The organism is Stenotrophomonas maltophilia, from assembly GCF_004920835.1.
GTDB lineage: Bacteria > Pseudomonadota > Gammaproteobacteria > Xanthomonadales > Xanthomonadaceae > Stenotrophomonas > Stenotrophomonas maltophilia_AQ.
In genome coordinates, this window is record NZ_QFHO01000019.1 from 1 (window position 1) to 26,973 (window position 26,973).

The 26,973-nt window shown below is 66.0% G+C and carries 24 protein-coding genes and 1 riboswitch; of the genes, 17 read left to right on the forward strand and 7 right to left on the reverse strand.

What is annotated here, in order from left to right; translation table 11 throughout:
- Positions 1–37: 37 nt before the first annotated feature.
- Complete coding sequence (locus DI041_RS13855) at positions 38–709, forward strand: alpha/beta hydrolase (protein WP_136640095.1); 672 nt, start codon at positions 38–40, stop codon at positions 707–709.
- Positions 706–1,806: a cell division protein ZapE gene (zapE, locus tag DI041_RS13860; RefSeq protein ID WP_136640094.1), complete on the forward strand. Its 1,101-nt coding sequence runs from the start codon at positions 706–708 to the stop codon at positions 1,804–1,806. Before DI041_RS13855 ends, zapE begins: the two co-directional genes overlap by 4 nt.
- 93 nt (positions 1,807–1,899) lie before the next feature.
- Here zapE and DI041_RS13865 read toward each other — a convergent pair whose 3' ends face one another.
- Positions 1,900–2,736: a DUF2884 family protein gene (locus DI041_RS13865; RefSeq protein WP_136640141.1), complete on the reverse strand. Its 837-nt coding sequence runs from the start codon at positions 2,734–2,736 to the stop codon at positions 1,900–1,902.
- A 575-nt stretch (positions 2,737–3,311) separates the two neighbouring features.
- Here DI041_RS13865 and DI041_RS13870 point away from each other — a divergent pair.
- Both DI041_RS13870 and DI041_RS13875 read left to right on the forward strand, forming a co-directional pair.
- On the forward strand, positions 3,312–5,723 hold the full coding sequence (locus tag DI041_RS13870) for a ribonucleoside-diphosphate reductase subunit alpha (RefSeq protein WP_004136104.1): 2,412 nt from the start codon (positions 3,312–3,314) through the stop codon (positions 5,721–5,723).
- Positions 5,724–5,863: 140 nt separating this feature from the next.
- Complete coding sequence (locus DI041_RS13875; protein WP_012509755.1) at positions 5,864–6,883, forward strand: ribonucleotide-diphosphate reductase subunit beta; 1,020 nt, start codon at positions 5,864–5,866, stop codon at positions 6,881–6,883.
- Between the two features lie 157 nt (positions 6,884–7,040).
- On the opposite strand, the gene DI041_RS13880 is transcribed toward DI041_RS13875, so the two are convergent.
- A complete protein-coding gene (locus tag DI041_RS13880) occupies positions 7,041–7,676 on the reverse strand; it encodes a LysE family translocator (protein WP_136639094.1) in 636 nt (211 codons plus the stop codon).
- Positions 7,677–7,828: 152 nt separating this feature from the next.
- Here DI041_RS13880 and DI041_RS13885 point away from each other — a divergent pair, with 152 nt between their 5' ends.
- The 5 genes from DI041_RS13885 (at position 7,829) to DI041_RS13905 (ending at position 11,847) form a co-directional block, all read left to right on the forward strand.
- Entirely contained in the window at positions 7,829–8,230 is a 402-nt protein-coding gene (locus tag DI041_RS13885) for an acyl-CoA thioesterase (protein WP_004153688.1), read from the forward strand.
- Positions 8,231–8,285: 55 nt separating this feature from the next.
- Entirely contained in the window at positions 8,286–9,089 is an 804-nt protein-coding gene (locus DI041_RS13890) for an NAD-dependent protein deacetylase (protein WP_136639095.1), read from the forward strand.
- 107 nt (positions 9,090–9,196) lie between these two features.
- The gene (locus DI041_RS13895; protein ID WP_136639096.1) at positions 9,197–10,297 is read left to right on the forward strand and encodes an NADH:flavin oxidoreductase/NADH oxidase; all 1,101 of its coding nucleotides are present in this window, start codon (positions 9,197–9,199) and stop codon (positions 10,295–10,297) included.
- Positions 10,298–10,490: 193 nt separating this feature from the next.
- Positions 10,491–10,991: a hypothetical protein gene (locus DI041_RS13900; protein ID WP_136639097.1), complete on the forward strand. Its 501-nt coding sequence runs from the start codon at positions 10,491–10,493 to the stop codon at positions 10,989–10,991.
- A gap of 100 nt (positions 10,992–11,091) precedes the next feature.
- Entirely contained in the window at positions 11,092–11,847 is a 756-nt protein-coding gene (locus tag DI041_RS13905; RefSeq protein ID WP_136639098.1) for a hypothetical protein, read from the forward strand.
- Between the two features lie 26 nt (positions 11,848–11,873).
- Here the strand turns inward: DI041_RS13905 and DI041_RS13910 are convergent, their stop codons facing one another.
- Complete coding sequence (locus DI041_RS13910) at positions 11,874–12,785, reverse strand: LysR family transcriptional regulator (RefSeq protein ID WP_136639099.1); 912 nt, start codon at positions 12,783–12,785, stop codon at positions 11,874–11,876.
- Between the two features lie 114 nt (positions 12,786–12,899).
- On the opposite strand from DI041_RS13910, the gene purU reads away from it, so the two are divergent.
- A complete protein-coding gene (gene purU / locus DI041_RS13915; protein ID WP_136639137.1) occupies positions 12,900–13,751 on the forward strand; it encodes a formyltetrahydrofolate deformylase in 852 nt (283 codons plus the stop codon).
- A gap of 121 nt (positions 13,752–13,872) precedes the next feature.
- On the opposite strand, the gene pncA is transcribed toward purU, so the two are convergent.
- Positions 13,873–14,499: a bifunctional nicotinamidase/pyrazinamidase gene (pncA, locus tag DI041_RS13920; protein WP_136639100.1), complete on the reverse strand. Its 627-nt coding sequence runs from the start codon at positions 14,497–14,499 to the stop codon at positions 13,873–13,875.
- Between the two features lie 55 nt (positions 14,500–14,554).
- Positions 14,555–15,241, reverse strand: a complete 687-nt coding sequence (locus tag DI041_RS13925; protein WP_428709771.1) for an epoxyqueuosine reductase QueH — start codon at positions 15,239–15,241, stop codon at positions 14,555–14,557.
- A gap of 161 nt (positions 15,242–15,402) precedes the next feature.
- Positions 15,403–15,617: riboswitch (cobalamin riboswitch) on the reverse strand.
- A gap of 154 nt (positions 15,618–15,771) precedes the next feature.
- Here DI041_RS13925 and DI041_RS13930 point away from each other — a divergent pair.
- Both DI041_RS13930 and DI041_RS13935 read left to right on the forward strand, forming a co-directional pair.
- Positions 15,772–17,622 carry a patatin-like phospholipase family protein gene (locus DI041_RS13930; RefSeq protein ID WP_169050350.1) on the forward strand — a complete coding sequence of 617 codons (1,851 nt, stop codon included), beginning with the start codon at positions 15,772–15,774 and terminating at the stop codon, positions 17,620–17,622.
- 129 nt (positions 17,623–17,751) lie between these two features.
- The gene (locus tag DI041_RS13935) at positions 17,752–18,426 is read left to right on the forward strand and encodes a response regulator (RefSeq protein WP_136639103.1); all 675 of its coding nucleotides are present in this window, start codon (positions 17,752–17,754) and stop codon (positions 18,424–18,426) included.
- A gap of 108 nt (positions 18,427–18,534) precedes the next feature.
- Here the strand turns inward: DI041_RS13935 and DI041_RS13940 are convergent, their stop codons facing one another.
- Positions 18,535–19,488, reverse strand: a complete 954-nt coding sequence (locus tag DI041_RS13940) for a DUF1028 domain-containing protein (protein ID WP_136639104.1) — start codon at positions 19,486–19,488, stop codon at positions 18,535–18,537.
- Between the two features lie 354 nt (positions 19,489–19,842).
- Positions 19,843–21,210 carry a helix-turn-helix domain-containing protein gene (locus DI041_RS13945; RefSeq protein ID WP_136639105.1) on the reverse strand — a complete coding sequence of 456 codons (1,368 nt, stop codon included), beginning with the start codon at positions 21,208–21,210 and terminating at the stop codon, positions 19,843–19,845.
- Positions 21,211–21,325: 115 nt separating this feature from the next.
- On the opposite strand from DI041_RS13945, the gene DI041_RS13950 reads away from it, so the two are divergent.
- Genes DI041_RS13950 through mmsB form a run of 5 tightly spaced genes read left to right on the forward strand, consistent with a single transcriptional unit; the run spans position 21,326 to position 26,865 of the window.
- The gene (locus tag DI041_RS13950) at positions 21,326–22,831 is read left to right on the forward strand and encodes a CoA-acylating methylmalonate-semialdehyde dehydrogenase (protein ID WP_046984531.1); all 1,506 of its coding nucleotides are present in this window, start codon (positions 21,326–21,328) and stop codon (positions 22,829–22,831) included.
- 14 nt (positions 22,832–22,845) lie between these two features.
- Entirely contained in the window at positions 22,846–24,012 is a 1,167-nt protein-coding gene (locus DI041_RS13955) for an acyl-CoA dehydrogenase family protein (RefSeq protein ID WP_046984532.1), read from the forward strand.
- A complete protein-coding gene (locus DI041_RS13960; protein WP_136639106.1) occupies positions 24,009–24,806 on the forward strand; it encodes an enoyl-CoA hydratase in 798 nt (265 codons plus the stop codon). The genes DI041_RS13955 and DI041_RS13960 overlap by 4 nt, the downstream gene beginning before the upstream one ends.
- On the forward strand, positions 24,803–25,978 hold the full coding sequence (locus DI041_RS13965; RefSeq protein WP_136639107.1) for an enoyl-CoA hydratase/isomerase family protein: 1,176 nt from the start codon (positions 24,803–24,805) through the stop codon (positions 25,976–25,978). Before DI041_RS13960 ends, DI041_RS13965 begins: the two co-directional genes overlap by 4 nt.
- Positions 25,975–26,865: a 3-hydroxyisobutyrate dehydrogenase gene (gene mmsB / locus DI041_RS13970; RefSeq protein ID WP_004136647.1), complete on the forward strand. Its 891-nt coding sequence runs from the start codon at positions 25,975–25,977 to the stop codon at positions 26,863–26,865. The genes DI041_RS13965 and mmsB overlap by 4 nt, the downstream gene beginning before the upstream one ends.
- The last annotated feature ends 108 nt before the right edge of the window (positions 26,866–26,973 follow it).

Below are 26,973 nucleotides of genomic sequence, written 5' to 3' on the forward strand. Positions count from 1 at the left end.
GGCACAGGGCAGGGGCGGGGGACGCTATCATGGTGCCATGCACAAGCCCTCGTTCCCTGTCGCCGCTGGCGAAACTGCATGCCTGGTGCTGGATGGCCCGGTTGGTCCGCTGGAGGTGGTCGTCGACCTGCCCAAGGCCGATGTGCCGGCGCAGCCGATCGTGGCCATCATCTGCCATCCGCTGTCCACCGAAGGCGGCACCCTGCACAACAAGGTGGTCACCATGACCGCCACCACCCTGCGCGAGCTGGGCATCGCCACGGTGCGCTTCAACTTCCGCAGCGTCGGTGGTTCGGCCGGTGAGTTCGATCACGGCGTGGGCGAGCAGGACGACCTGAAGGCGGTTGCCGCCTGGGTGCAGAGCCAGCGCCCCGACGACCGCCTGTGGCTGGCCGGTTTCAGCTTCGGCTCGTTCGTTTCGTTGAAGGCTGCTGCCGAGCTGCAGCCGGAAGCGCTGATCTCGATCGCGCCGCCGGCCGGCCGCTGGGATTTCGATGGCATCGCGCCCCCGGCGCGCTGGCTGGTGATACAGGGCGAGCAGGACGAGATCGTCGATCCGCAGGCCGTCTACCAGTGGCTGGACACGCTGGCGTTCCCGCATGAGCTGGTACGCATGCCGGAGACCAGCCACTTCTTCCACCGCAAGCTGATCGATCTGCGCGGCGCGTTGACCCACGGCGTCAAGCACTGGCTGGGCGCGGCGGCATGAGTGCAACCGAGTTGACCCCGTCGCAGCGGTACGCGGAAGGGGTTGCCCGTGGCGACTGGCAGAACGACCCGGCCCAGCACGCCGCGCTGGCCGAACTGGACCGCATCCACCTGGGCCTGCTGGACAGTGCCGAGGACGGCTGGCTGGACCGCCTGTCCTCGTTCTGGAAGAAGCCCGAGCCGGTCAAGGGCCTGTACTTCTGGGGCGGCGTCGGTCGTGGCAAGACCTTCCTGGTCGACCTGTTCTACGACGGCCTGCCGATCAAGCAGAAGTACCGCACCCATTTCCACCGTTTCATGCGCAGCGTCCACGAGCGCCTGCGTGAGCACCAGGGGCAGAGCGATCCTCTGGCGAAGATCGCCCAGGAGTGGCGCAGCAACCTGCGCGTGCTGGTGCTGGACGAATTCTTCGTCACCGACATCGGCGACGCCATGTTGCTGGCGCGGCTGCTGGAGCGGATGTTCGCCGAGGGCGTGACCCTGGTCACTACTTCCAATACGGCGGTGGAAAACCTGTACCTCAACGGCTTGCAGCGTGAGAGTTTCATGCCGGCCATCGGCCTGCTGCAGCGCTTCTGCGTCGAGCTGTACGCCGAGGGCACCGAGGACTACCGCATGCGCGCGCTGACCCGCTCGCCGGTGTACCGCGCACCGTTGGCCGCCGACAGCGACGACTGGCTGGCCACGCGCTGGAACGAATTGAGTGGCGGCCAGCCGGCCAAGACCGGCAACATCGAGATCGAGGGCCGCAAGATCCCGGTTCGTGGCCGTGGCAAGAGCATTGCCTGGTTCGATTTCGCCGCCCTGTGCGAGGGCCCGCGCGGCCCGTCGGACTACATCGAGATCGCGCACGAGTTCAACACCGTGCTGCTGGGCGGCATCCCTGCGTTCGACCGCCTGAACGAAGATGCCGCGCGCCGCTTCGTCAATCTGATCGACGAGCTGTACGACCGCCATGTCAACCTGGTCTGTACCGCCAGCACTTCGCCGGTCGAGCTGTATTCCGGCACCCGCCTGCAGGGCGCGTTCGAGCGCACCGCCTCGCGCCTGATTGAAATGCAGAGCGCCGAATACCTGGGTACCCCGCACCGGGCGTGAGGGGTTCTGCGGGAGTGCGTTGCCGGCCAGCGGCCGGCACTACCACGCTAGGGTTCCGGTAGTGCCGGCCGCTGGCCGGCATACGCAGCGCAGTTATCGGGAGGGTGCCACGGCATTCCCACGTGGCTGCTCATCCGGCCCGGCCGAGACATGCAGCCCCGAGCCGGTGCCGTGCTCCACCCGTACGCTCGCGTCGCGCTCCAGCAGCCGTAGCGGCTGGCCCTGATAGCGCACCTCCAGCGCGTCATGGGCCGCAGCCAGCGACTGCACCAGGGGGCACAGTGCCATCGCCTTGGCCTCCAGCTGCTGGCTGCGCGCTTCCATGCGGCGGTCGACTTCGGCATCGAGGCGGTCGGCGCGGCGCTCCATGGCGCCGGCGCGGCCGGTGAACACCTGCCACAACACGCTGCGGGTCATCGACCCGGCCATCGTCTCGGCCATCTGCTCGATGTGCGCGTCGAAGCCGTCGCCGAACGTCTCCTGCTCCCAGTAGCCTCGGCCCAGGCTGGCGTCGATCCAGTCCTGCATCTCGCCGCGCATCGCACGCATCTGGCGGTTGCGGGACTTGCCGGTGATGGCCTCGAAGGCGGCGTCCAGCGCATCGAAGGTGACCCCGGAGACTTCGTGGGCCAACGCCGTGGCCGCCGGCATCAGCTGGCGGGCGCCGGCCTCCATCTGCCGCAGGCGGGCGGCGTCGGCGGTGCTGACCGTCACCATCCTGCCGTCCAGGCTCAGCTCGCCGTTGTGGAACACCACTTCATGCGGTGCCTGTGGGCCGTGCCGCAGCCAGATGCCGCCGCTGTCCACCAGCACGTCGTAGTCGGTATGGATGCCGCACTGGTCTGAACGCAGGTCCGGTCCTTCGGCGGCCAGTGCCGGGGCAATGAACAGGGCGGGCAGCAGGGCCAGGGCGGGCAGTGACAGGCGCATCGGAACATCCTTCTCCGGAACCGAAGGTCCCCAGCATCCGCTGCCAGCGCGAGGCCGTCACCGGCCGGAAGTCACCCGTCCACCGGATTCCCACCGGCTGCCCACCATCTATCCACAGGGTTGTCCCTAGCCAGTTTCATCACTGTCATGTGAAGCTGTCATCGTTCCGCTGGTGGGGCGCTGATTGCTACCGCCGTGACGTTTTTCGGGCTTGACTGCGCAGCCCGTTCCAGCAGGTTCAAAGCGTCCAAAGCGGGCGCCGACGGCCCGATCCTTGCGGCGCAAGGGATTGCCGAATTTCACTACATTTGGCGTTGACGGACCCCCTGACCCCCACTATCTTGTGGCTGACGGCGTTGGGAACCCCAAGCCGCCGGGTCCATGGAATGGATCGCCGGACCCTCCGGTGATGCGCCCTCCACGCCCGAAGCGGCACCGGTCAGCACTACCAGCAGCAGCCACAGGCGCAGGTCTCAATTCCTGCGACGCCGGTCTGCAATGCTGGGGTGTCACGTCCCGGGCCGCGTCATCCGATGCACCGAGCCACCATCCATCACGCCAAGAGGACTCACGCCGTGACCACCGAATCCAGCGCCACCATCGAGAAGGAAAGCGAATTCCTGTTGACGTCGCCGCCGACGGCCAACGCGATGAGTGTGACCAAGCGCAATGGCACGACCGAGCTGGTGGATCTGAACAAGATCGTGCGCGCGGTGCAGCGTTCCTCCGAAGGCCTGCACGCCGTCGATCCGATGCGCGTGGCAACCCGCACCATTTCCGGCCTGTACAACGGCGCCACCACCCGCGAGCTGGACGAACTGTCCATCCGCACCGCCGCCCTGCTGATCGGTGAAGAGCCCGAGTACGGCCGCCTGGCCGCGCGCCTGCTGGCCAACTACATCGCCAAGGAAGTCTCGGGCCAGGAAATCTATGCCTTCTCGCAGTCGGTTGGTCGTGGTCACGAAGTGGGCCTGATCAACGACCGCCTGCTGAACTTCGTGCAGACCAACGCACGCAAGCTCAACGATGCGATCGACATGTCGCTGGACCTGAACTTCGATTACTTCGGCCTGCGTACCCTGTACGACCGTTACCTGCTGCGCCATCCGCACACCCGCAAGGTGATCGAGACCCCGCAGCAGTTCTTCCTGCGTATCGCCAGCGCGCTCAGCGAGGACGTGCCCGAGGCCCTGGCGCTGTACAAGCGCATGGGCAACCTGGACTACCTGCCGTCCAGCCCGACCCTGTTCAACTCCGGCACCACCCACGAGCAGCTGTCCTCGTGCTTCCTGCTGGATTCGCCGCAGGATTCGCTGGAGTCGATCTACTCCAAGTACGGCGATATCGCCCAGCTGTCCAAGTTCTCCGGCGGTATCGGCGTCAGCTACACCCGCGTGCGTTCGCGCGGCTCGCTGATCAAGTCCACCAACGGCCATTCCAACGGTATCGTGCCGTGGCTGAAGACCATGGATTCGTCGGTGGCTGCGGTGAACCAGGGCGGCAAGCGCAAGGGCGCGGCCTGCGTCTACCTGGAAACCTGGCACGCCGACGTCGAGGACTTCCTTGAACTGCGTGACAACACCGGCGACGAATCGCGCCGTGCGCACAACCTGAACCTGGCCAACTGGATCCCGGACCTGTTCATGAAGCGCGTCGAGGCCGACCAGGAATGGTCGCTGTTCGATCCGCGCGTGGTGCCGGAGTTCACCGACCTGTTCGGTGAAGCCTTCGAAGCCGCCTACCTGCAGGCCGAGGCACAGGGCAAGGCCAACCGCACCATCTCCGCGCGCAAGCTGTACTCGCGGATGATGCGCACCCTGGCCGAGACCGGCAACGGCTGGATGACCTTCAAGGACAAGTGCAACCGCGCCAGCAACCAGACCCTGCGCGCCGGCAACGTGATCCACCTGTCCAACCTGTGCACCGAAATCCTGGAAGTCACCTCGGCCGAAGAGACCGCGGTGTGCAACCTGGGTTCGATCAACCTGGGCAACCACTTCGACGGCAACGGCGAGTTCGATTTTGACAAGCTGGCCGACACCGTGCGACTGGCCGTGCGCCAGCTCGACCGCGTGATCGACCTGAACTTCTACCCGATCGAATCGGCGCGCCGTGGCAATCTGCGCTGGCGCCCGGTCGGCCTGGGCTGCATGGGCCTGCAGGACGTGTTCTTCCGCAAGCGCCTGCCGTTCGACGGCGCCGAAGCCCGCGCGCTGTCGAAGAAGATCGCCGAGACCATTTACTTCCACGCGCTGGAAACCTCGGTCGAACTGGCCCAGGAACGCGGCAAGCACCCGTCCTTCGCCGACACCCGTGCGGCCAGCGGCGAGCTGCAGTTCGATGCCTGGAACGTGGTGCCCGAAGACGCCGAGCGTTGGGATAGCCTGCGCGAGCGCATCAAGGAACATGGCCTGCGCAACTCGCTGATGATCGCCATCGCACCGACCGCGACCATCGCCTCGATTGCCGGCTGCTACGAGTGCGTTGAACCGCAGGTGTCCAACCTGTTCAAGCGCGAAACCCTGTCCGGTGACTTCCTGCAGGTCAACCGCTACCTGGTGAACGAGCTGAAGAAGCTGGGCCACTGGACCCCGGAAATGCGCGACGCGATCAAGCTGGCCGAAGGCTCGATCCAGGGCATCACGCAGATTCCGGAAACGCTGCGCCACGTCTACCGCACCGCGTGGGAACTGCCGATGCGTTCGCTGATCGACATGGCCGCCGACCGTGGCGCCTTCATCGACCAGTCCGCCTCGCTCAACCTGTTCATGGAAAGCCCGAACATCGGCGCGATGTCCTCCATGTACATGTACGCCTGGAAGCAGGGCATCAAGACCACCTACTACCTGCGTTCGCGTCCGGCCACCAAGATCGCCAAGACCACGGTCAGCCACGCCGCAGGCGCCGCCCCGGAGAAGGTGTTCAGCCCGGAAGAGGCCATCGCCTGCTCGCTGGAGAACCCGGAAGCCTGCGAAGCCTGCCAGTAACATTGCGTGGTGGGTGCCGACCGTTGGTCGGCACTCGAACACTTCGCACTTATAGAGCCGAGCCATGCTCGGCTGCTGGAATGACAAGGTAGCGCCGGGCCACGCCCGGCGTTTTGACCCGAGAAGACAAGGAAACACCCATGGCCGACAAGCCCAAGCAGATGCTGCTCGATCCCGGTTTTGAACTGACCCTGCGCCCCATGCGCTACCCGCAGTTCTATGACATGTACCGGAATGCGATCAAGAACACCTGGACGGTGGAAGAGATCAACTTCCAGATCGACATCAGCGACCTGCACAGCAAGATGTCGCCGGGCGAGCGCCACCTGATCCACCGCCTGGTCGCCTTCTTCGCCACCGGCGATTCGATCGTGTCCAACAACCTGGTGCTGAACCTGTACCAGCACTTGAACGCGCCCGAAGCGCGCATGTACCTGTCGCGCCAGCTGTATGAAGAAGCGCTGCACGTGCAGTTCTACCTGACCCTGCTCGACAACTACCTGCCGGATCCGGACGAGCGCGTCAAAGCCTTCGCCGCGGTGGAGAACATCGACTCGATCAAGAAGAAGGCCGATTTCTGCTTCAAGTGGATCGACTCGATCCAGAACCTGAAGCGCATCGAGACCCGCGAAGAGCGTCGCCAGTTCCTGCTCAACCAGATCTGCTTCGCTGCGTGCATCGAAGGCCTGTTCTTCTTCGCCGCGTTCGCCTACGTCTACTACTTCCGTTCGCGCGGCCTGCTCAACGGCCTGGCTTCGGGCACCAACTGGGTGTTCCGCGACGAAAGCGCGCACATGGACTTCGCCTTCGAGTGCGTGGACGTGATCCGCGAGGAAGAGCCGGACCTGTTCGACGACAAGATGAAGCAGGATGTCTATGACATGCTGGCCGAAGCGATCGAGTGCGAAGTGCAGTTCGCCGAGGACGTGCTGTCCGGTGGCGTGGCGGGCATCTCCACCCGTGACATGCGCCAGTACCTGCAGCACTGCGCCGACAACCATTTCCATCGCCTGGGCATGGAGCGCAAGTACAACGTGCGCAACCCGCTGAGCTTCATGGAACTGCAGGACGTGCAGGAACTGACCAACTTCTTCGAACGCCGCGCCTCGGCCTACCAGGTGGGCGTGCAGGGCGAAGTCGCCTTCGACATGAACTTCTGATCGAACCGGTCAGGCCTGTCGCAACGAGAAACCCCGGCCAACGCCGGGGTTTTTTGTTGGTAGCGCCGGGCCATGCTCGGCGGAAACTGTCCGGCACGACGGACAACGTCGGCCGCGCTGCGCGCTCGCCGGGCATGGCCCGGCGCTACCGTATGTCTTACCGCCGCCCTTCCACCGCCATGCGCACCGCCAGCCCGGCCAGCACCGTGCCCATCAGCCAGCGTTGCACCACCTGCCAGGTCGGGCGCGCGGCGAGGAAGCCGGCAATGCTGCCCGCGGTCACCGCGATGATGCCGTTCACGGTCACACTCACCGCGATCTGGGTGGAGCCCAGCACCACCGATTGCATCAACACGCTGCCTTCGCTGTCCGGGTGCAGGAACTGCGGCAGCAGCGACAGGTACATCACCGCCACCTTGGGGTTCAATAGATTGGTCAGGAAGCCCATCGTGAACAGCTTGCGCGGGCTGTCCTGTGGAAGCTCGCGTACCGCGAACGGCGAGCGGCCGCCGGGCTTGAGCGCCTGCCAGGCCAGGTACAGCAGGTACAGCGCGCCACCGATGCGCAGCGCGTCGTAGGCGAACGGTACGGTCATCAGCAAGGCGGTGATGCCCAGTGCCGCGCACAGCATGTAGAACACGAAGCCCAGCGCCACCCCGCCCAGCGAGATCAGGCCTGCCACCGGCCCCTGGCAGATCGAGCGCGAGATCACGTAGATCATGTTCGGCCCGGGCGTGAGCACCATGGCCAGCGAGACCAGCGCAAAGGCCAGCAGGTCGGAAGTGGCGGGCATGGGCAGTCCTGGCAGTGGGCGTGGCGCAGTGTAACGCCTGCCACAGGCGCGGCCTGCGCAGGCGCCGCTGCCGGGTGACCGTTGCACGTGCATTCCGATGGCCATCACGCCGGTCGCTTAGAATCCGCAGCACCCCACACCGAAGCACCCCCATGACCCCGATCCCCGAGACCGTGCCGCCCACCGAAGTGCGCATGGCCGAAATCGTCTTCCCCAACCACACCAACCACCTTGGCACCCTGTTCGGTGGCCAGGCGCTGGCGTGGATGGACAAGGCCGCGTTCCTGGCGGCCGCCCGCTACTCGCGCCGCACCGTGGTGACCGCGCGCAGCGACCAGGTCGACTTCAAGCTGCCGATCCGCATCGGCCAGATGGTGGAAACCATTGGCCGCATCGTCGAAGTCGGCCGCAGCTCGATGAAGGTGGAGGTGGAACTGGTCGCCGAAGACCTGCACAGCGGCGAGCGCAAGCTGTGCACCCGCGGCCACTTCGTGATGATCGCGCTGGACGAGGAAGGCCATCCGATCGCGGTGCCGCCGCTGCCGGCAGCCTGATCCGCCGGCTGAACCTGCGCTTGCGGGGGCGCCGCCGCGCCCCCATCTGGCAGCCATGACCCCGCCACTGACCGACTTCATCGACCGCGCCCAGCGCCTGTTCGTACTGACCGGCGCTGGTTGCAGTACCGCTTCGGGCATTCCCGATTACCGGGATACCGATGGCCAGTGGAAACGCACGCCGCCGGTGACTTACCAGGCCTTCATGGGCGAGGCGGCCACCCGCCAGCGCTACTGGGCGCGCAGCCTGCTGGGTTGGCCGCGCTTCGGCCTGGCCCAGCCCAACGGCACCCACCAGGCCCTGGCCGCGCTGGAAGCGCGCGGCACGCTGCAGGTGCTGCTGACGCAGAATGTGGACGGCCTGCACCAGCGTGCCGGCAGCCACAACGTCATCGACCTGCACGGCCGTCTGGATCTGGTGCGCTGCATGGGCTGCGAGCGCCGCAGTGGCCGTGAGGAATTCCAACAGCGCCTGCTGGACGCCAACCCCGGCTGGGACGCGCTGGAGGCCGGCATCGCCCCGGATGGCGACGCCGACCTGGAGACCGATTTCTCCACGTTTGTGGTGCCCGAGTGCCCGCACTGCAGCGGCGTGTTGAAGCCGGACGTGGTGTTCTTCGGCGAAAACGTGCCGCGTGAACGCGTGGCGGCGGTGCACGATCACCTGCAGCAGGCCGACGCGGTGCTGGTGGTGGGTTCCTCGCTGATGGTCTATTCCGGTTTCCGCTTCGTGCAGGCCGCAGCCAAGGCGGGGCTGCCGGTAGCCGCGCTGAACCGTGGCCGCACCCGCGCCGACGACCTGCTGCAGTTCAAGGACGAGCGCGACTGCGCCGAGGCGCTGGCCGGCTGGGTGCGCTGACCCAGCGTCTGCGCCTTCCCACGAAACAGCGATCCATCCAGACGGTTGATTCGCAGGCCGTGCGGCGGTGCAATACGCCCCCCCATCCGCTTCTCCCCCGCCTCGCCGTGACCCAGCTGTTTTCGCCGATCTCGTTCGGCCCCCTGACCCTGTCCAACCGCATCGTCATCGCGCCGATGTGCCAGTACTCCGCCGAAGACGGCCGCGCCAGCGACTGGCATGCCATGCACCTGGGCAACCTGGCGCAGTCCGGCGCCGGCCTGCTGATCCTGGAAGCCACTGCCGTCGAGCCGCGCGGCCGCATCAGCTGGGCCGACCTGGGCCTGTGGGACGATGGCACCGAGGCCGCGCTGGCGCAGGTGCTGGCCAGCGTCCGCCGCTGGTCGCCGATGCCGCTGGGCATCCAGTTGGGCCACGCCGGCCGCAAGGCCTCGGTGAAGCGTCCGTGGGACGGCGGTGGCCAGTTGCCGGCCGACGATGCGCGTGGCTGGGCCACGCTGGCACCGTCGCCACTTCCGTTCCATGCCACCGATCCGGCAGCGCAGGAGCTGGACGAAGCCGGCATCGCCGAAATCATCGCCGCCTTCGCCGCCAGTGCGGTGCGCGCCGAGCGCCTGGGCTTCGAGCTGATCGAGCTGCACGCCGCGCACGGTTACCTGCTGCACCAGTTCCTGTCGCCGCTGAGCAACCGCCGCACCGATGGCTACGGCGGCTCGCTGCCGAACCGCCTGCGCCTGCTGGTGGAAGTGTTCGACGCGGTGCGTGCGGTGGTGTCCGACAAGGTCGCCGTGGGCGTGCGCATCTCTGCCAGCGATTGGGTCGATGGCGGCTGGGACCTGGTGCAGAGCGAGGCGCTGGCCCAGGTGCTGGACGCGCGCGGCTGCAACTTCCTGCATGTCTCCAGCGGTGGCCTGGACGAGCGCCAGAAGATCACCGTCGGCCCCGGTTACCAGGTGCCGTTCGCCGCGGCGATCAAGGCCAAGGTGCGCATGCCGGTGATCGCGGTGGGCATGATCACCGAACCGGAACAGGCCGAGTCGATTCTGCGCCACCGCCACGCCGATGCCGTGGCCCTGGCGCGCGGCATCCTCTACGACCCGCGTTGGCCGTGGCACGCTGCCGCAGCATTGCGCGACAGCGTGGACGCTGCGCCCCAGTACCTGCGCTGTGAGCCACGCGATGCGCGCGGCGTGTTCAAGGCGCGCTGACGCAATCTGCGAGCGCATTGTGACGCTTCAGGATGCAGGGGATCTACGCGGCGGCGAGTTGCGGCATAGCCTGTCGCAACGAACTAGGAATGATTGCGGATACCACTTTATGTGAATGACACCTCATTGCGCTGGGTGCGGACATTGCAACGTTGAGCTGCACACACGGTTGTGCAGCCAATGGAGAAACGCAATGAAACCCATGATGCTGGTTGTTCTGCTCTCGGCTTTCTCACTGCCTCTATCAATGCCTGCCGTCGCAGGTGATGACGTGGTGAGTGTCACCGGGGCGGAGAATGTCTCGCTCATGCACGCCCCTGTGAACTCGCGGGGGCGGCTTGATCTTCACATGATCGAGCTCTCTCCCGAATCCCCACTGATGTTGCTTTCACCCCTTGCGCGCAAGCAGTTTGTCGATTCGCTGGTGTTTGGAGATCGGGGACTGGCCAGCTTCAGCTACGAGCCCATCGTCTCCGAACTGAGTGCAGGTGAAGCCTATCGGCTCCTGTCACTCTTCGGGGCACAGCGCGCAATTGTGCACATCCCGGGATTGCGGCAGGAGTCGGAAGCGGATCATGTGGTCGTGCAGTCGGCCAATCCAAACCCGGTATTCGAAGATTATCCGGGCTACGCCTGTTCAGGGCGTGCGACCTGTTCAACCTCCATGAGCAGCATCTGCATGTCGAGTTGCTGATCGCATGATTGGTCGCATGCTGCTTTGGTGTTTGCTGCTGCCCACAAGTACGTGGGCAGCAACTCCAGTAGACGCTCAACTGCGTGAAATGGACCGGGAGATGTTGGCCGCTGGCGCTTCAGACCGAGTCGAGAAGCTGGTGGATGGCTATTCGTCATGGGAGTCTTCCAGACCATCAGGGGATGGTTGCGGCAGTTTGAGCGATCTGGACCTTGAGGCCGCGTTCCGCGCCAGCTTCTACATCTCAATGTACGTTGGAGACGAGAAATGGCTTGGCAAGGTCCGATGCATTCATGCGGAACTGGGGCGGAGAGGTATTGCCACAGAGACAACGCACCGGAAAATGCACGCGGTTCTGGTGCAGGTTCGACATTTTGCTGAGGCCAATGAGCTGCGTGAGATGGCGTCATTGCGTGTAGATGAACTTCCCGAGATAGAGCGGAACGCGCCTGGCCAGCAGGGCGTTCTCCACCCTCTTGCGAGTGGAAAGCTGGAATGGCGGGGGTGGACGTACAGGGAGGGATTGGAGGTGGTCGCCTATGTCAGTCCGGCATGCGCTCCCTCGCGACGCGCGATGCACGTGATCATGAACGAACCAGAATGGACATGGATTCGATCCAGCGTGCGCTTTGTCGTGCGTCGATCTCCTGCATGGCCGCAGCCGGGTGTCAGCGAGTGGAACAGAAGCAATCCCTCTCATCCCATGTTGCTCCAAGCGGGGCCCGCGGGCTGGAAAGAACTGGATGTCCATGAAACTCCGGTATTCCATGTTTTCAGGAATGGGCTGCGCCTGCGCACCCTGACAGGATGGGCAGAGGCCAGTGCTCACCTGATGAGCCTGAAGGAGAGTTTCTGACCGCGAAGGCCCTCCGCTCTTCCCCGTCACACCCGCCAGGCCGGCGCGATGCCAGCCTGCAGGTGCTCGAACAGCGCGCGGATCTTGGCGGTGAAGTCGCGACGGTCGCTGACGCAGAAATAGACTTCCATCGGCTCCGGTCGCCACGCGGTATCGGCGCCGAACACCGCCTGCAGGCGGCCATCGCGCAGGTACGGCTCGGCCACGAACGCAGCCAGCCGGGTGATGCCGGCACCGGCCGCCGCCAGCGTCGCCAACGCGTCGATGTCATCGCAGACCATGCTCGGCGGCAGCGCGGTGCCCACGCGCTGGCCATCCTTCAGCAGGCCCCAGCGCAGCGGCCGGCCGTCGGTGGGAAAGCGGTGCAGCAGACCGCGATGGCCGCTCAGGTCGGAGGGTAGCTGCGGCGTGCCATGTGCCTTCAGATAGGCCGGTGAGGCACAGAACACGAAGGGCACGCGCGCCAGTTGCCGCGCGACCACGCCGTCCTCCAGCTGCGCACCGATGCGGATGCTGGCATCCACCGCCTCCGGACCATGCTGCACGGCGCGGTCGGTCAGCCGCAGCTCCAGCTGCAGTTGCGGGTAGCGCTGCTGCAGCGAAGGCAGCAACGGCGCAAGCACGTGGCGACCGAACGCGCTGCTGCTGGCGATGCGCAGCGGTCCGGCCGGTTCGATGTCACCGGAGGTGACCATCGCCTGCGCGCGTGCCAGGTCGGCTTCGATGTGGCGCACCTGCGCCAGGTACAGCGCGCCGGCCTCGCTGAGGGCCAGCTGGCGCGTACTTCGGTTCAGCAACCGTACGCCCAGATGCGCCTCCAGCCGGTTGATGTTCTGGCCGACTGCGGTGGCGCTGATGCCAAGGATGCGGGCCGCAGCGGCAATGCTGCCGGTCTCTGCGGTGCGGGTGAAGCTGCGGATCAGTTGCAACAGGTTCATGACCGACCAGCTTGCCATGGAGAAACCCAAGTATCGCTTGGGACTGAACCAAGCAGGTCGGTTGCATCGGTGACCATCGATCCGGCAGGCATGTCGCTGCCCTACACTCGGAAGATGCGCCCCGATTCCATCCTCACCCTGTCCTGCCCCGACCGTACCGGCATCGTCTACCGCGTGTCCGGCCTGTTGTTCGACCACGGCTGCAACATCCTCGACGCCCAGCAGTTCGGCGACGAGGAAAGCGGCCGCTTCTTCCTGCGCGTGCACTTCGACCGCGATGCCAGCCTGCCGTTGGAGACCGTACACGCCGCCATGGCTACGCTCGCCGCCGGCTTCGGCATGGACTGGCAACTGCACGATGGCCGACGCCGCGCACGATTGCTGGTGCTGGTCAGCAAGCAGGGGCACTGCCTCAACGACCTGCTGTTCCGCGCCCACAGCGGCCAGCTGAAGGTCGACATCGCGGCGGTGGCGTCCAACCATGCCGACTTCGCAGCGCTGGCCGCGTCCTACCAGGTGCCGTTCCATCACCTGCCGGTGACCGCCGATACGCGTGCGGTGCAGGAGCAGCAGATCATCGACCTGGTCGAACGCGAGCGCATCGACCTGGTAGTGCTGGCGCGCTACATGCAGATCCTGTCACCCACGCTGTGCCGCGCCCTGGCCGGTCGTGCGATCAACATCCACCACAGCTTCCTGCCCAGCTTCAAGGGTGCGCAGCCGTACCACCAGGCGCACGCGCGCGGCGTCAAGATCATCGGCGCCACCGCGCACTACGTCACCGAGGATCTGGACGAAGGCCCGATCATCGAACAGGACGTGGCCCGCGTGGACCACGCGATGGCACCGCGCGAACTGGTGCGGCTGGGCAGCGATACCGAATCGCTGGTGCTGGCACGCGCCGTGCGCCGGCATGTGGAGCACCGCATCCTGCTCAACGGGCACCGCACGGTGGTGTTCAGGTAGATCCGACAAGAATGCCTGCACATGCGGGCTCCGGTAGTGCCGGCCGCTGGCCGGCAGCCACGGAACCTGTGCAGATGCCGGCCAGCGGCCGGCACTACCGTCGGTCCCTTCCGGGTCGAAACTACAGAATCGCGATCCCCGCCTTGCCCAGCGCCTCGCGCACCATCGCGTCGTTGGCTTCGGTCACCGGCTTGGTCAGCTCCCACAGGAATTTCACCCGGAAGCCGGACTTCACCGCGTCCTGCGCGCTCCACAGCACGCAGTAGTCGCGGGCCAGGCCGCACACGTGCACCTCGCGGATGCCACGCTCGTGCAGCCAACCGGCCAGGCCGGTGGCGGGACGAGTACCGTCGGGCCCGTGGTTCTCGCGGAAGGCACTGTACGAATCCACTTGCTGGCGGGTGCCCTTGCGCAGGATAAGGTCGGCCACGGTCCAGTCCACATCCGGGTGCAAGGCGGCACCCGCGCTGCCCTGCACGCAGTGGTCCGGCCACAGGGTCTGCGGCTGCGCGTGCAGCAGGATGGTTTCGAACGGGCGCTGGCCGGGATGCTGGCTGGCAAACGAGGCATGGTCGGCCGGGTGCCAGTCCTGTGTCGCTACCACGGTGCCGTAGCGGCGCTGCGCCAGCAGATCAGCAATCGGTGCCACCAGCGCATCGCCCTGATCGCAGGCCAGCGCACCGCCGGGCATGAAGTCCGGCTGCAGGTCGATCACCAGCAGGGCGACATCGGCGGGCAGGGCGGTCATGGCAGTTCCGGTACAACAGAAGGGGCGACCAGCGTGGCCGCCCCATGCCCACACGTCAATCGCCCTGCGGCGTCTCAGCGTCCTGCCCGTAGTACAGCAGGCCGATCTTGATCCGTTCGCGGCCGTTCTCGCGGCGGTGGCGGTTGGCATCGCGCAGCGAGTACACGCAGCCGCAGTATTCCTGCTGGTAGAACTGCTCGCGCTTGCTGATCTCTACCATGCGGCTGGCGCCGCCGCCCTTGCGCCAGTTGTAATCCCAGTACTGCAGGCCTTCATAGCGGGATGCAGCGCGGATGCCACAGTCGTTGATCTGCGTCATGTTCTTCCAGCGCGAAATGCCCAGCGACGAACTGATGGTGTCGTAGCCGTGCTCGTGCGCATACAGCGCGGTGCGCTCGAAACGCATGTCGAAGCACATCGTGCAGCGGATACCACGCTCGGGCTCGTTCTCCATGCCGCGTGCACGACTGAACCAGTTGTCCGTGTCGTAGTCGCAGTCGATGAATGGAATGTTGTGCTGTTCGGCGAAGCGGATGTTTTCCTGCTTTCGCAGTTCGTATTCCTTCACCGGATGGATGTTGGGGTTGTAGAAGAAGATCGCGTAGTCGATCCCGGAGGCGGTGATCGCCTCCATTACTTCGCCCGAACAGGGCGCGCAGCACGAATGCAGCAGCAGGCGCTTGCCGTCGGCGGGCAGGGTCAGGGTGGGGCGTTGGAGCTCGGTCATCGTCAGGTACCGCATGGACCGCCGGCAACGGCGGTGGCCCATGCATCAGCGCGTGGGTGAACAGGTCTGGCCGGATACCGTGAAAAGGACGCGCGCGGCGGCATCGCCTGCACGCGCAGGACGACGACGGCCCCGGCAACCTCCCCGCGGAGATTCCAGGTCGAGTCAGGGGACGGTCGTGTCCCCTGGCCGGGGCCGGTATTCGGGCTGATGGACACGGGCCGCAGCCCACCTACTACCTGCCGCTTCCCAGGCGCGAGCCCAGTGCTGTTGGCAGGATTCGTTTCCATTCACCGCTGCGGGGCAGCTCCGGAATGGGCGCGCAAGGCGCCTTCACCGGATTCCCGTTTAAATCCCTGCCGCCATCAACGCCACGGCAGGGATACCTTCGGCATGCCCACGGTGGACGCGTTGGCGGCAATGGTCAAGGCCCAATGAAAGTGCAGGGCTGTGGCTCGTTTCTCAGGCTGTGAGAGCGCCTCTTGCCATACTGGGCACCGACAGACGGGAGGTGGCTCGTGGCGGCGAAGTACTGCGATCTGGTCATGAAAGGTGGCATCACCAGCGGCATCGTGTACCCCAATGCGGTACTGGCGCTGGCCCGCGAATATCGCTTCAAGAGCATCGGCGGCACCTCGGCCGGCGCCATCGCCGCGGCGGTGGCAGCGGCAGCGGCGTGCGGTGATCGTCGGCAGCAGGCGGGTGAACACCTGTCCGGCGACGCAGGCTACAGCGGGTTGTCGGCGGTGTCGGCGCAGCTGTCGCGGCGCGGCTTCATCTACAGCCTGTTCCAGCCAGCGCGAGGCGCTCGTGCGGCGTATCGGCTGCTGGTGGTGCTGACCGGTAATGCCCGCCTGCCGCACAAGCTGCTGTGCCTGGCCGTTGCCGTGTTCGAGATCGCGCCACTGGAGGTGTTGGTGTCGCTGGCGCTGCTGTTGGGCCTGGGCTGGTGGGGCGGTGGCTGGAGCGGCGTGGCCGCCACGCTGCTGCCGTCGCTGCTGTGCGCTTATGGTGCCGGCGTGGCCGGCGCCGCGCTGCGGGTGGCGCGGGTGGCGCGGCGCAATCTGCTGGGCCTGTGCAGCGGCCTCGGCCGCGACGCGCGCAATCCGGCATTGACCGAGTGGCTGCACGAGTGCCTGCAGCAGTTGTCAGGCAAGCCGCTGGATGCACCGCTCACCTTCGCCGACCTGCACGATGCGCCGCGCTATGCCGGTGAGCCGGACAGCCCGCATGCGATCAGCCTGCAGATGATCACCACCTGCGTGTCGCATAACGAACCGCGCACGCTGCCGTTGGGTGGGGCGCAGTTCTGGTTCCTGCGCGAGGAGTTCGAACAGCTGTTTCCGGCCAGTGTGGTGCAGTGGATGGTCGACCGTGCCGGCCCACCGCGCGAGGTTGAAGGCCGCAACTACTACCATCTGCCGCAGGGCGCGTCGCTGCCGGTACTGGTGGCCACGCGCATGAGCCTCAGCTTCCCGCTGCTGATCAGCGCGGTGCCGCTGCATGAGCCCTCGCGTCGCGAACGTCGCTGCGAGCCGACGTCGACGGCTGCAGATGAGGGCGGGCAGAACGTGGCCGACAGCATGGAAGGGCTGACCAGTGCCGGGCAGACCTGCGGCCCGGTGATCACCGCGTTCCGGATCTGCTGGTTCTCCGATGGTGGCATCAGCAGCAACTTCCCGATCCACCTGTTCGATGCCGCGTTGCCGCGCTGGCCGACCTTCGCCATCAATCTGGTCTACCCGCAGCATGCCGAAGAGATGAGCCACGGCAGCAGTGGCCGCCAGGCGCTGGAACACGCCGTGTTCCTGCCCACCGAGAACCGCCACGGTTGGCAGCGGACCTACCAGTCGATCGCCACACCGCTGGCCGCTGCGGAGCTGGGCCGTTTCCTGTTCGCGGTGGTGGCGACCATGCAGAACTGGCGCGACCTGCTGCAGGCGCGTGCACCGGGCTACCGCGACCGCATCGTGCACGTCAGCCTGCAGGGCGACGAGGGCGGCATGAACCTGGACATGCCGCAGGAGGTGCTGACCCGCATCGCCGACAAGGGCAGCCTGGCCGGTGCACGGTTCTGTTCGTTCTCGTTCGAGAACCACTACTGGATCCGCTGGCGCAACCTGGCCTCGGCCTACCAGCGCTACACGCTGGAAGTGGCGCGTACCGATGACCCGGCGCAGCAGGTACTGGCCTACCGTGCTGCGTACGCGATGGTTGCCAGCGGCCAGCCGACGCCGCCGTCGTACAAGCTGGGCTCGGAAGACAAGCGGCTGGCCTCGCAGCAGCTGTGGGGATTGATGGTCGAGCAGGGACGCAGCTGGTACGACCTGGGCCCGGACCTCACCGATGGCGCGCCGCGCCCGCTGCCGCAGATGAAAGTGACGCCGATCTATTGAGCAGAGGCCGATGCGTCGAGGCAACACGGATTCACTCGTGGTGTTCTCCTTCCCGGCCTAGTGAAGTAGTTGCGTAGACGCAGCCCTGCATCGGATCATGTCTAAGACGGCACTGGTTGAGAGGTAGTTGTGCAGATCATAGATGGGCTCGCAGAGCTTCTTACCTCAGTTTCGACCTTGCCCGGCGCTGTCGCTTGGCCCTTTGCGACGTTCCTCATCGCCTTCATCTTTAGATCTTCAATAAGACAGCTCCTCGATAACGTCGGAGAATTGTCATTCAAGGCGCCTGGAGTTGAAGCATCGGCAAAGAAAATACAGCTCGCGGCGGCGATTGCGGCGGAAGAGATCTCAGTCAAAGGTGGAGAGCCCGCAGCGGTTGCCGCCAGACATGCGACGAACGTTGTTCAGAATTCTTTGACTGACAGTGTTCTCAAGAAGGCGAGGTCAAAGAGGGTTTTGTGGGTCGATGACGAACCACAGAATAACCGTGGGCCGCTCGACCTGCTGAGTGCCATAGGATTTGATGTCAGGACGTCAGTTTCAACGGATGAAGCCGCTGGCTTGCTGAGCGGAGAGGGATTTGATCTTGTCATTTCAGATATGGGGAGGCCTCCCGATCCGATGGCGGGATACACGCTTCTGCAGAGAATTCGATCCAACGGCGTGAAATTGCCGTTCTTGATCTATGCAGCGGGAGGAGATCGCCAGGACAATCAGGAAATGGCAAAGCGGAAGGGTGCACAGGGATCTACGAGCCGCCCAACCAGATTGATCGAAATGGTGATTGAACAAATCCAGAGTTGAAGGAAAGGCGAGGTGTTTGATTCAGATCACATCTCCCTCAGCTTCTTGGCTGCGCGCACCAGCTGTCTGTATGCAGGGACGGTCAATGTGTATCGCGGCTGGGAGAGATCACCGCCACAGCGCCACCACCGCATCACCCTGCAACGGCGCATACAACGGCAACGTCAGTTCCTGCTTCACCCAGCCCGGATTGAGCGCACGCAGGCCGGCCAGATATTCGCGCGCCAGCGCGGTATCGCCCTGCCGCATCGCCAGGCGTGCTGCACGCGCCCAGGTGCGGTCCCAACCGTGCGCCAGCGACAACGACGTTGCCAGCGCCGCGCGCGCACCTGCCACATCACCCTTCTCCCACCGCTCCTCGGCGCGGATGATCGCCTCGTTGGACAGGCGCATGTCGTACAGCTCGCGCAGCCTCGCTACCGCACGCGGGTCGGCGTCCACGCGCAGATCGGTGTCCTGCCAGTCGCCGCCGGGTGTACGCACCAGCAGCGCCGCCGACCACTGCCCGCTGCGCTGCCCCCCCGCTGCCTGACCGGCTTCCAGCGCCGCCAACAAGCGTGCGGCCAGCGGCCCACGTGAGGCGGCGAAGACGCGTTGCATCGATGCCAGCACCTCTGGCCCGGCCAGGCCATTGCCCTGCACGCTCAGCATGCCCTCACCCTGCGCACCGGCCCAACCCGCCTGCTGCGCGGTGGCGCCGGTGTACTGCGCATTGCCGCCGCGCGCGCTGACCAGTCCCACCTGGCGCTCGGCAAGCGTGGTGCCATCGAAGTTGCCGTCTTCATCCAACAGCTGCTTCAGCACCTGCGCAGGCGTGCGGCCTTCGGCCAACAGCTCAAGGCCTTTGGAGCCATAGGTCGGGTTGGTCTCGAACTGGCTGGCGACCGCGCCCACCTTCGCCTGTGCCCACGGCACACCCACACCCCCGACCGCCAGGTTGTGCGTAGCCACCGCCACACCGCAGTCGCCGGCCTCATTGCAGGCCGCAATGGAAAAGGTCGCCCACGCCGGCGCAGCGACGGCGGCGAGCAGCAGGACCAGGCAAGAGCGCAGCAAGGACATTGGGTGTCTCCAGGATGGGCATTGCAATGGGATGCAGCCTACGCACGAAAGGTTTAGTAGATCCACGCCATGCGTGGATCTACCGTGTCGACCAAGGGCGACACCCACCAAGAGCAGCGTGCCGACCAACGGTCAGCACCCACCAACAGCAGCAGGAAACTGTCGAAGGCGGGGTGGTGTCGGATTGCGGGGTGTCCGCGGCATGGATGCCGCGGCCAAGCCCCCATGGACGGGTTTACGGCGTCCCCGCAATCCGACACCGCCCCGCCATCCCACGGGATGCCAGCTTTTGCCGTTGCTGTTGCCGTTGCTTCGGCCTCTGCAGGTGCAGGGCGCAGCCCTGCCGAACCAACCCTACCGCCCAGGCAACTGCGCGAACGCGCGCTGCATGCAGTCCTCGCGCGGGCACACCCGGCACCCCGGGCCAATCGACACCGAATTACCCGGGCTCTGCACGTCCAGCCCCAGTGAATACACCAGCCGATCCGCATGCTGCAGGTCACACCCCAGTGCCACCGCGAAGGTCTTGCGTGGCTGGCCGTGTCCCACCGGGCCGCTGCTCACCTGCCGTGCCAGCCAGAAATGGCGGCGGCCATCGGGCATGCGCGCGGTCTGGGTGAGGATGCGTCCGGGCTGGTTGAAGGCCTCGTAGACGATCCACAACGGGCACGAACCACCCACCTGCGAGAAGTGGAAATCGGTGGCCGAGTGGCGCTTGGACACGTTGCCGGCGCGGTCCACGCGGATGAAGAAGAACGGCAGCCCCGGCGCACTGCGGCGTGCCAGCGTACTCAACCGATGGCAGACCGCCTCGAATCCCACGCCGAACTGATGCGCCAGCAGCTCGATGTCATAGCTGCTGGCCTCGGCCGCACGCAGGAAGCGCATGTACGGCATCACCAGCGCGCCGGCGAAATAGTTGGAAAGACCGATCCGTGCCTGCGCGATGCGCGCGTCGTCGGTGAAGCCGGCCCGCGCCACCACCGCATCGATCTGCGGCAGGTAACCGTGCAGCGCCAGCTCGGCGGCCATCTGGAATGCCTGCTGGCCAGGCTCCAGATAATCGGGCAGCCACAGCCGCCGCGCACCGGCATCGTACTGGCGCTTCTCGCGCCCGGCCTGCAGCGCGGCCACTTCCACCAGCACCCCGTGGCGGTCGGCCAGCAGCTGGCGCAGCCGTGGCGCCACGTGTCCCGGCGCCAGCCCCCATTCGGCGAACAGCTGCTCGGCCAGTTCGTCCAGCTCGGGAATGTGGTTGTGCATGCGGTTGAAGAACTCGCGCACCTGGTCACCCGCCGGCAACGTGCTGCCCGCACCCGGCTCGCCCAATTGGAACTCCAGCGCGGCGGCATGCTCGCGCAATGCCAGGTGGCGGCGGTGCAGGTCCAGCAGCGCGCGGCTGACCTGCGGCAGGTTGCCGGCCAGCGCGCGCAGTTCGGTGGCGCTGACGTCGGCCAGGCCCAGATCGCGCAGGGTCTCGCCCAGCGACTCCTGCAGCGCGGCGGGCTCATCGTCGTCGAACAGGGTGGAAACATCGCCCAACACCTTGCCCAGCTTCTTCTGCACCGCAGGCGTCAGCGGGCGCTTGTTGCGCTCGATCTGGTTCAGGTAGCTGGCCGACAGCCCCAGTGCGCGGGCAAGGTCGACCTGGCTGTAGCCGCGCTGCTCGCGCAGCCGCAGCAGGCGAAGGCCGAGTTGCCGCTGGATGGCTGAATAATTCACAGAATTAACATGAATCGTCTGGCGTGTTGGCCAGATTAAGCGGATTCAGCCCGGAAATCGAGGTGGGTGCTGTGAATAATGCCAAGCATCTTTCGCACCCCGTGGGATTGTCGTCATGACTGTTGCAGCGCCCCGTATCCGCATGCTGATCGATGGCCAGTTCGTTGAATCGGCTACTTCCCACTGGCAGGACGTGATCAATCCGGCCACCCAGGACGTGCTGGCCAAGGTGCCGTTCGCCACCACCGGCGAAGTGGACGCCGCCGTCGCCGCCGCCAAGGAAGCCTTCAAGACCTGGCGCAAGACCCCGATCGGCACCCGCGCGCGCATCTTCCTGAAGTACCAGCAGTTGATCCGCGAGAACATGAGCGAGCTGGCGCACATCCTTACCGCCGAGCAGGGCAAGACCCTGCCCGACGCCGAAGGCGATGTGTTCCGCGGCCTGGAAGTGGTCGAGCACGCTGCCGCCATCGGCAACCTGCAGCTGGGCGAGCTGGCCAACAACGTGGCCACCGGCGTCGACACCTACTCGATCATGCAGCCGCTGGGCGTGTGCGCCGGCATCACCCCGTTCAACTTCCCGGCGATGATCCCGCTGTGGATGTTCCCGATGGCGATCGCCACCGGCAACACCTTCATCCTCAAGCCGTCCGAGCAGGACCCGATGGTCACCATGCGCCTGGTCGAGCTGGCGCTGGAAGCCGGCATTCCGAAGGGCGTGCTGAACGTCGTCCACGGCGGCGAGGAAGTGGTCAACGCGATCTGCGACCACCCGGACATCAAGGCGGTGTCGTTCGTCGGTTCCACCCGCGTCGGCACCCACGTCTACAACCGTGCCTCGCTGGCCGGCAAGCGCGTGCAGTGCATGATGGGCGCCAAGAACCACGCCGTGGTGCTGCCGGATGCCAACAAGGAACAGACCCTCAACGCGATGGTCGGCGCGGCCTTCGGTGCGGCAGGCCAGCGCTGCATGGCCGCCTCCACCCTGGTGCTGGTCGGTGAAGCGCGCGGTTGGGTGCAGGATCTGGTCGAAAAGGCCAAGACCCTGAAGGTCAGCGGTGGCACGGTCGCCGGCACCGACGTCGGCCCGGTCATTTCCTGCAGCGCCCGTGATCGCGTCGAAGGCCTGATCGCTTCGGGCGTGGAGCAGGGTGCCAAGCTGGTGCTCGATGGCCGCAAGCCGCAGGTCGATGGTTTCGAGAAGGGCAACTTCGTCGGCCCGACCATCTTTGCCGGTGTTACCACCGACATGCGCATCTACCAGGAAGAAATCTTCGGGCCGGTGCTGGTCATCCTCGAAGCGGAAACGCTGGAAGAGGCCATCGCGATGGTCAACAGCAACCCGAACGGCAACGGCACCGCACTGTTTACCCAGTCCGGCGCGGCTGCGCGCAAGTTCCAGGAAGACATCGACGTTGGCCAGGTCGGCATCAACGTGCCGATCCCGGTGCCGGTGCCGCTGTTCTCCTTCACCGGTTCGCGTGCTTCCAAGCTGGGCGATCTGGGCCCGTACGGCAAGCAGGTGGTGCTGTTCTACACCCAGACCAAGACGGTCACCGCGCGCTGGTTCGATGACGAGACGCTCAGCCATGGCGTCAACACCACGATCAGCCTGAAGTAACGGCAGGAGCAGCCATGAGCCACTCGATGACGACGGAACTGGAAGAAGCGCAGCAGGCGTACCGCGAGGCGGCGCGCGACTTCGCACAGGCCGAACTGGCACCGCACGCCGCGCGATGGGATGCGGAGGGCATCTTCCCGCGCGAGGCGATCGCCAAGGCCGGTGAACTGGGCTTCTGCGGTCTGTACATGGACCCGGAAGTGGGCGGTAGCGGCCTGAGCCGACTGGACGCCGCCGTCGTCATCGAGGAGCTCGCCAACGTCGATCCGTCGACCGCGGCGTACATCAGCATCCACAACATGGCGTCGTGGATGGTGTCCAAGTGGGGCCAGCCGGCGCTGCGCGATGCGTGGGGAACCGATCTGTCCTCGGGCAGCAAGCTGGCCTCGTACTGCCTGACCGAACCGGGCGCAGGTTCGGATGCAGCCTCGCTGAAGACCACCGCCGTACGCGACGGTGACTTCTATGTGCTGAACGGATCCAAGGCCTTCATTTCCGGCGCCGGTGCCACCGAACTGCTGGTGGTGATGGCGCGTACCGGTGGTGCCGGTGCTGGCGGTGTCAGCGCCATTGCGGTGCCGGCGGACCTGCCGGGCATCAGCTTCGGCCGCAAGGAAGAGAAGATGGGCTGGAACAGCCAGCCCACCCGCGGCATCACCTTCGAAAACGTCCGCGTACCGGTCAGCCACCTTCTGGGAGAGGAAGGCGGGGGCTTCAAGCTGGCGATGAAGGGGCTGGACGGCGGCCGCATCAACATCGCCGCCTGCTCGCTGGGTGCCGCGCAGGGCGCGCTGGATGCCGCGCGCCGCTACATGGGCGAGCGCCGCCAGTTCGGCAAGGCGCTGGCTGATTTCCAGGCGCTGCAGTTCAAGCTGGCCGACATGGCCATCGAACTGGTGGCCGCCCGGCAGATGGTGCATTCGGCTGCGCGCAAGCTCGACGCCGGTGCCAGCGATGCCAATGTGTGGTGTGCGATGGCCAAGCGCTTCGCCACCGATGCCGGTTTCAACGTCTGCAATGAAGCGCTGCAGATCCACGGCGGCTACGGCTACATCCGCGAATACCCGATCGAACGCCTGCTGCGCGATTCGCGTGTGCACCAGATCCTGGAAGGCACCAACGAGATCATGCGGGTGATCGTTGCCCGTCACCTGCTCAACACCGAAGAGGAACTGCGATGAAGGATTGGCGTACCCAGGAACACGTGGGCCTGAAGGTCGAGGCCGATGGCCACACCGCCGTCGTCACCCTGCACAACCCGCCGGCGCATACCTGGACCGTGCACAGCCTTTCGGCGCTGCGCGACCTGGTGGGCGCGCTCAACGCAGACCGCGACATCTACGCGCTGGTGATCACCGGTGATGGCGAGAAGTTCTTCTCCGCGGGTGCCGACCTCAACCAGTTCGCTTCCGGCGACAAGGCTGCCGCACGCGAAGCGGCACGCCGCTTCGGCGAAGCCTTCGAGGCGCTGTCCGGTTTCCGTGGCGTGTCGATCGCCGCGATCAACGGCTATGCCATGGGCGGCGGCCTGGAATGCGCGCTGGCCTGTGACCTGCGGATCATCGAAGACCATGCCCAGGTCGCGCTGCCGGAGGCCACCGTCGGCCTGCTGCCGTGCGCCGGTGGCACCCAGAACCTGCCGCGCCTGGTCGGCGAGGGCTGGGCCAAGCGCATGATCCTGCTGGGCGAGCGCATCAACGCCGAGACCGCACTGCGCATTGGCCTGGCCGAAGAAAAGGTCGGCAAGGGCGAAGCCAAGGCGCTGGCACTGGAATGGGCGAAGAAGGCCGGCAAGCAGAGCCCGACCAGCATTGCCGCCTGCAAGACGTTGGTGCAGTCCACGCGCACCGGCACCCATGCGTCGGCGCTGGTGGCCGAGCGCGAGGCCTTCGTCGATCTGTTCGACACCGCCGACCAGGTCGAGGGCGTGAGTGCCTTCCTTGAAAAGCGCGCCGCGCAGTGGAAAAACGCATGACAACCGACACCGTTGCCGAACAAGCACCGGTCCTGTTCGAAGAGCGCGTGGCCAGCAATGGCACGCGCATCGGCATCGCCACGCTCAACGCACCGCGCACGCTCAATGGCTTCTCGCTGCCGATGGCACACCTGCTGCTGAAGCAGTTGAATGCCTGGGCCGACGACGATGCCATCGCCATGGTGGTGCTGCAGGGCGCCGGTGAGAAGGCGTTCTGCGCCGGCGGTGACCTGCACAGCCTGTACCAGAGCATGCGTGCCTACCGCGACGCCGGCCAAAGCGATATCCGCGGGAACGACTACGCCGCCGAGTTCTTCGACGTCGAGTACCGCGTCGACTACCTGATCCATACCTACGCCAAGCCGATCCTGTGCTGGGGCCACGGCATCGTGATGGGCGGCGGCATCGGCCTGATGTCCGGCGCCAGCCACCGCGTGGTCAGCGAACGCTCCAAGCTGGCCTTCCCGGAAATCACCGTCGGCCTGTTCCCCGATGTCGGTGGCAGCTGGCTGCTGCCGCGCGTACCAGGCAAGGGCGGCCTGTTCCTGGCGCTGACCGGCGCGCTGTTGAACTCGGGCGATGCGATCTACGCCGGCCTGGCCGATGTGCATGTGGCCGAAGAACGCCGCAGCGCGGTGTTCGATGCGCTGCTGCAGGTCGCGTGGTCCCGCGATGCCGCACACAACCACGAACGGCTCAGCCATCTGCTGCAGTCGCATGCCAGTGACGCCGCCACCGGCCCGCTGCTGGCCAATGCGGCGCAGGTTGATGCGTTGTGCGAAGGTGATGACCTGCAGGCCATCATTGCGCGCATTGCCGGTCTGCAGACCGACGATGCCTGGTTGCAGGCCGCACAGAAGACCCTCGCCGCCGGTGCACCCGGCTCGGCACGGCTGTCGTACGAGCTGCAGCGACGCAGTGCCGGCCAGGACCTGGCCGCGATCTACCGCCTGGAGTACATCGTCGCCCTGCATTGCGCCGCCCACGGTGATTTCGCCGAAGGCATCCGCGCGCTGCTGATCGACAAGGACCGCAATCCGCAGTGGAACCCGGCCACCCTGGCCGAGGCCACCGGCGCGTGGGCCGACACCTTCTTCGCTTCCCCCTGGGCCGATGCCGCGCATCCGCTGGCCGACCTGGGCACTCCCCTTGTTGAAAGGAGCCTTGCATGAGCCGCATTGCATTCATCGGGTTGGGCAACATGGGTGGCCCGATGGCCGCCAACCTGGTCAAGAACGGCCACACCGTGCGCGTGTTCGATCTGGTCCCGGCCGCGGTGCAGGCCGCCGTCGATGCCGGTGCCAGCGCGGCCGCGTCGGCGCGCGAAACCCTGGCCGATGCCGAGGTGGTGATTTCGATGCTGCCGGCCAGTCGCCACGTCGAAGGCGTGTACCTGGGCGACGACGGCATCCTCGCCGCGATCCCGGCCGGTGCGCTGGTCATCGACTGCAGCACGATCGCCCCGGCCAGCGCCCGCAAGGTATCCGAAGCCGCCGCCGCACGTGGCCTGCAGATGATCGACGCGCCGGTGTCCGGCGGTACCGCCGGTGCGCAGGCCGGCACCCTGACCTTCATCGTCGGTGGCGAAGAGGACGCGCTGGAGCGCGCCCGTCCGGTGCTGCAGGCGATGGGCAAGAACATCTTCCACGTGGGCGCCAGTGGTGCCGGCCAGGTCGCCAAGCTGTGCAACAACATGGCGCTGGGCGTGATCATGGCGGTGACCGGTGAAGCCATCGCACTGGGCGTGGCACACGGGCTGGACCCGAAGGTGCTGTCGCAGATGATGGCCGTCAGCACCGGCCGCAGCTGGGCCACTGAAGTGTGCAACCCGTGGCCGGGTGTGCTGGAAAACGCCCCGGCGTCGCGTGGTTACAGCGGTGGTTTCGGCAGCGACCTGATGCTCAAGGACATGGGCCTGGCGGTGGAGGCGGCGATGAGTGTCGGCGCCTCGATCCCGCTGGGAGAAGTGGCCCGCAACCTGTACTCGATGAACCACCAGGCCGGCCGCGGCAAACTGGATTTCTCCAGCGTCGTGCAGCTCATTACGAGCGAGAAGTAAGCGAATGCGTCCCCGGCCGCGCGCCGGGGCCCACCCGAGGTGGGATGGGCGGATGCTCGGTTTCGACCGGCATCCGCCCATTTTTTTGGGGTCGGATCCCTTTCGCAA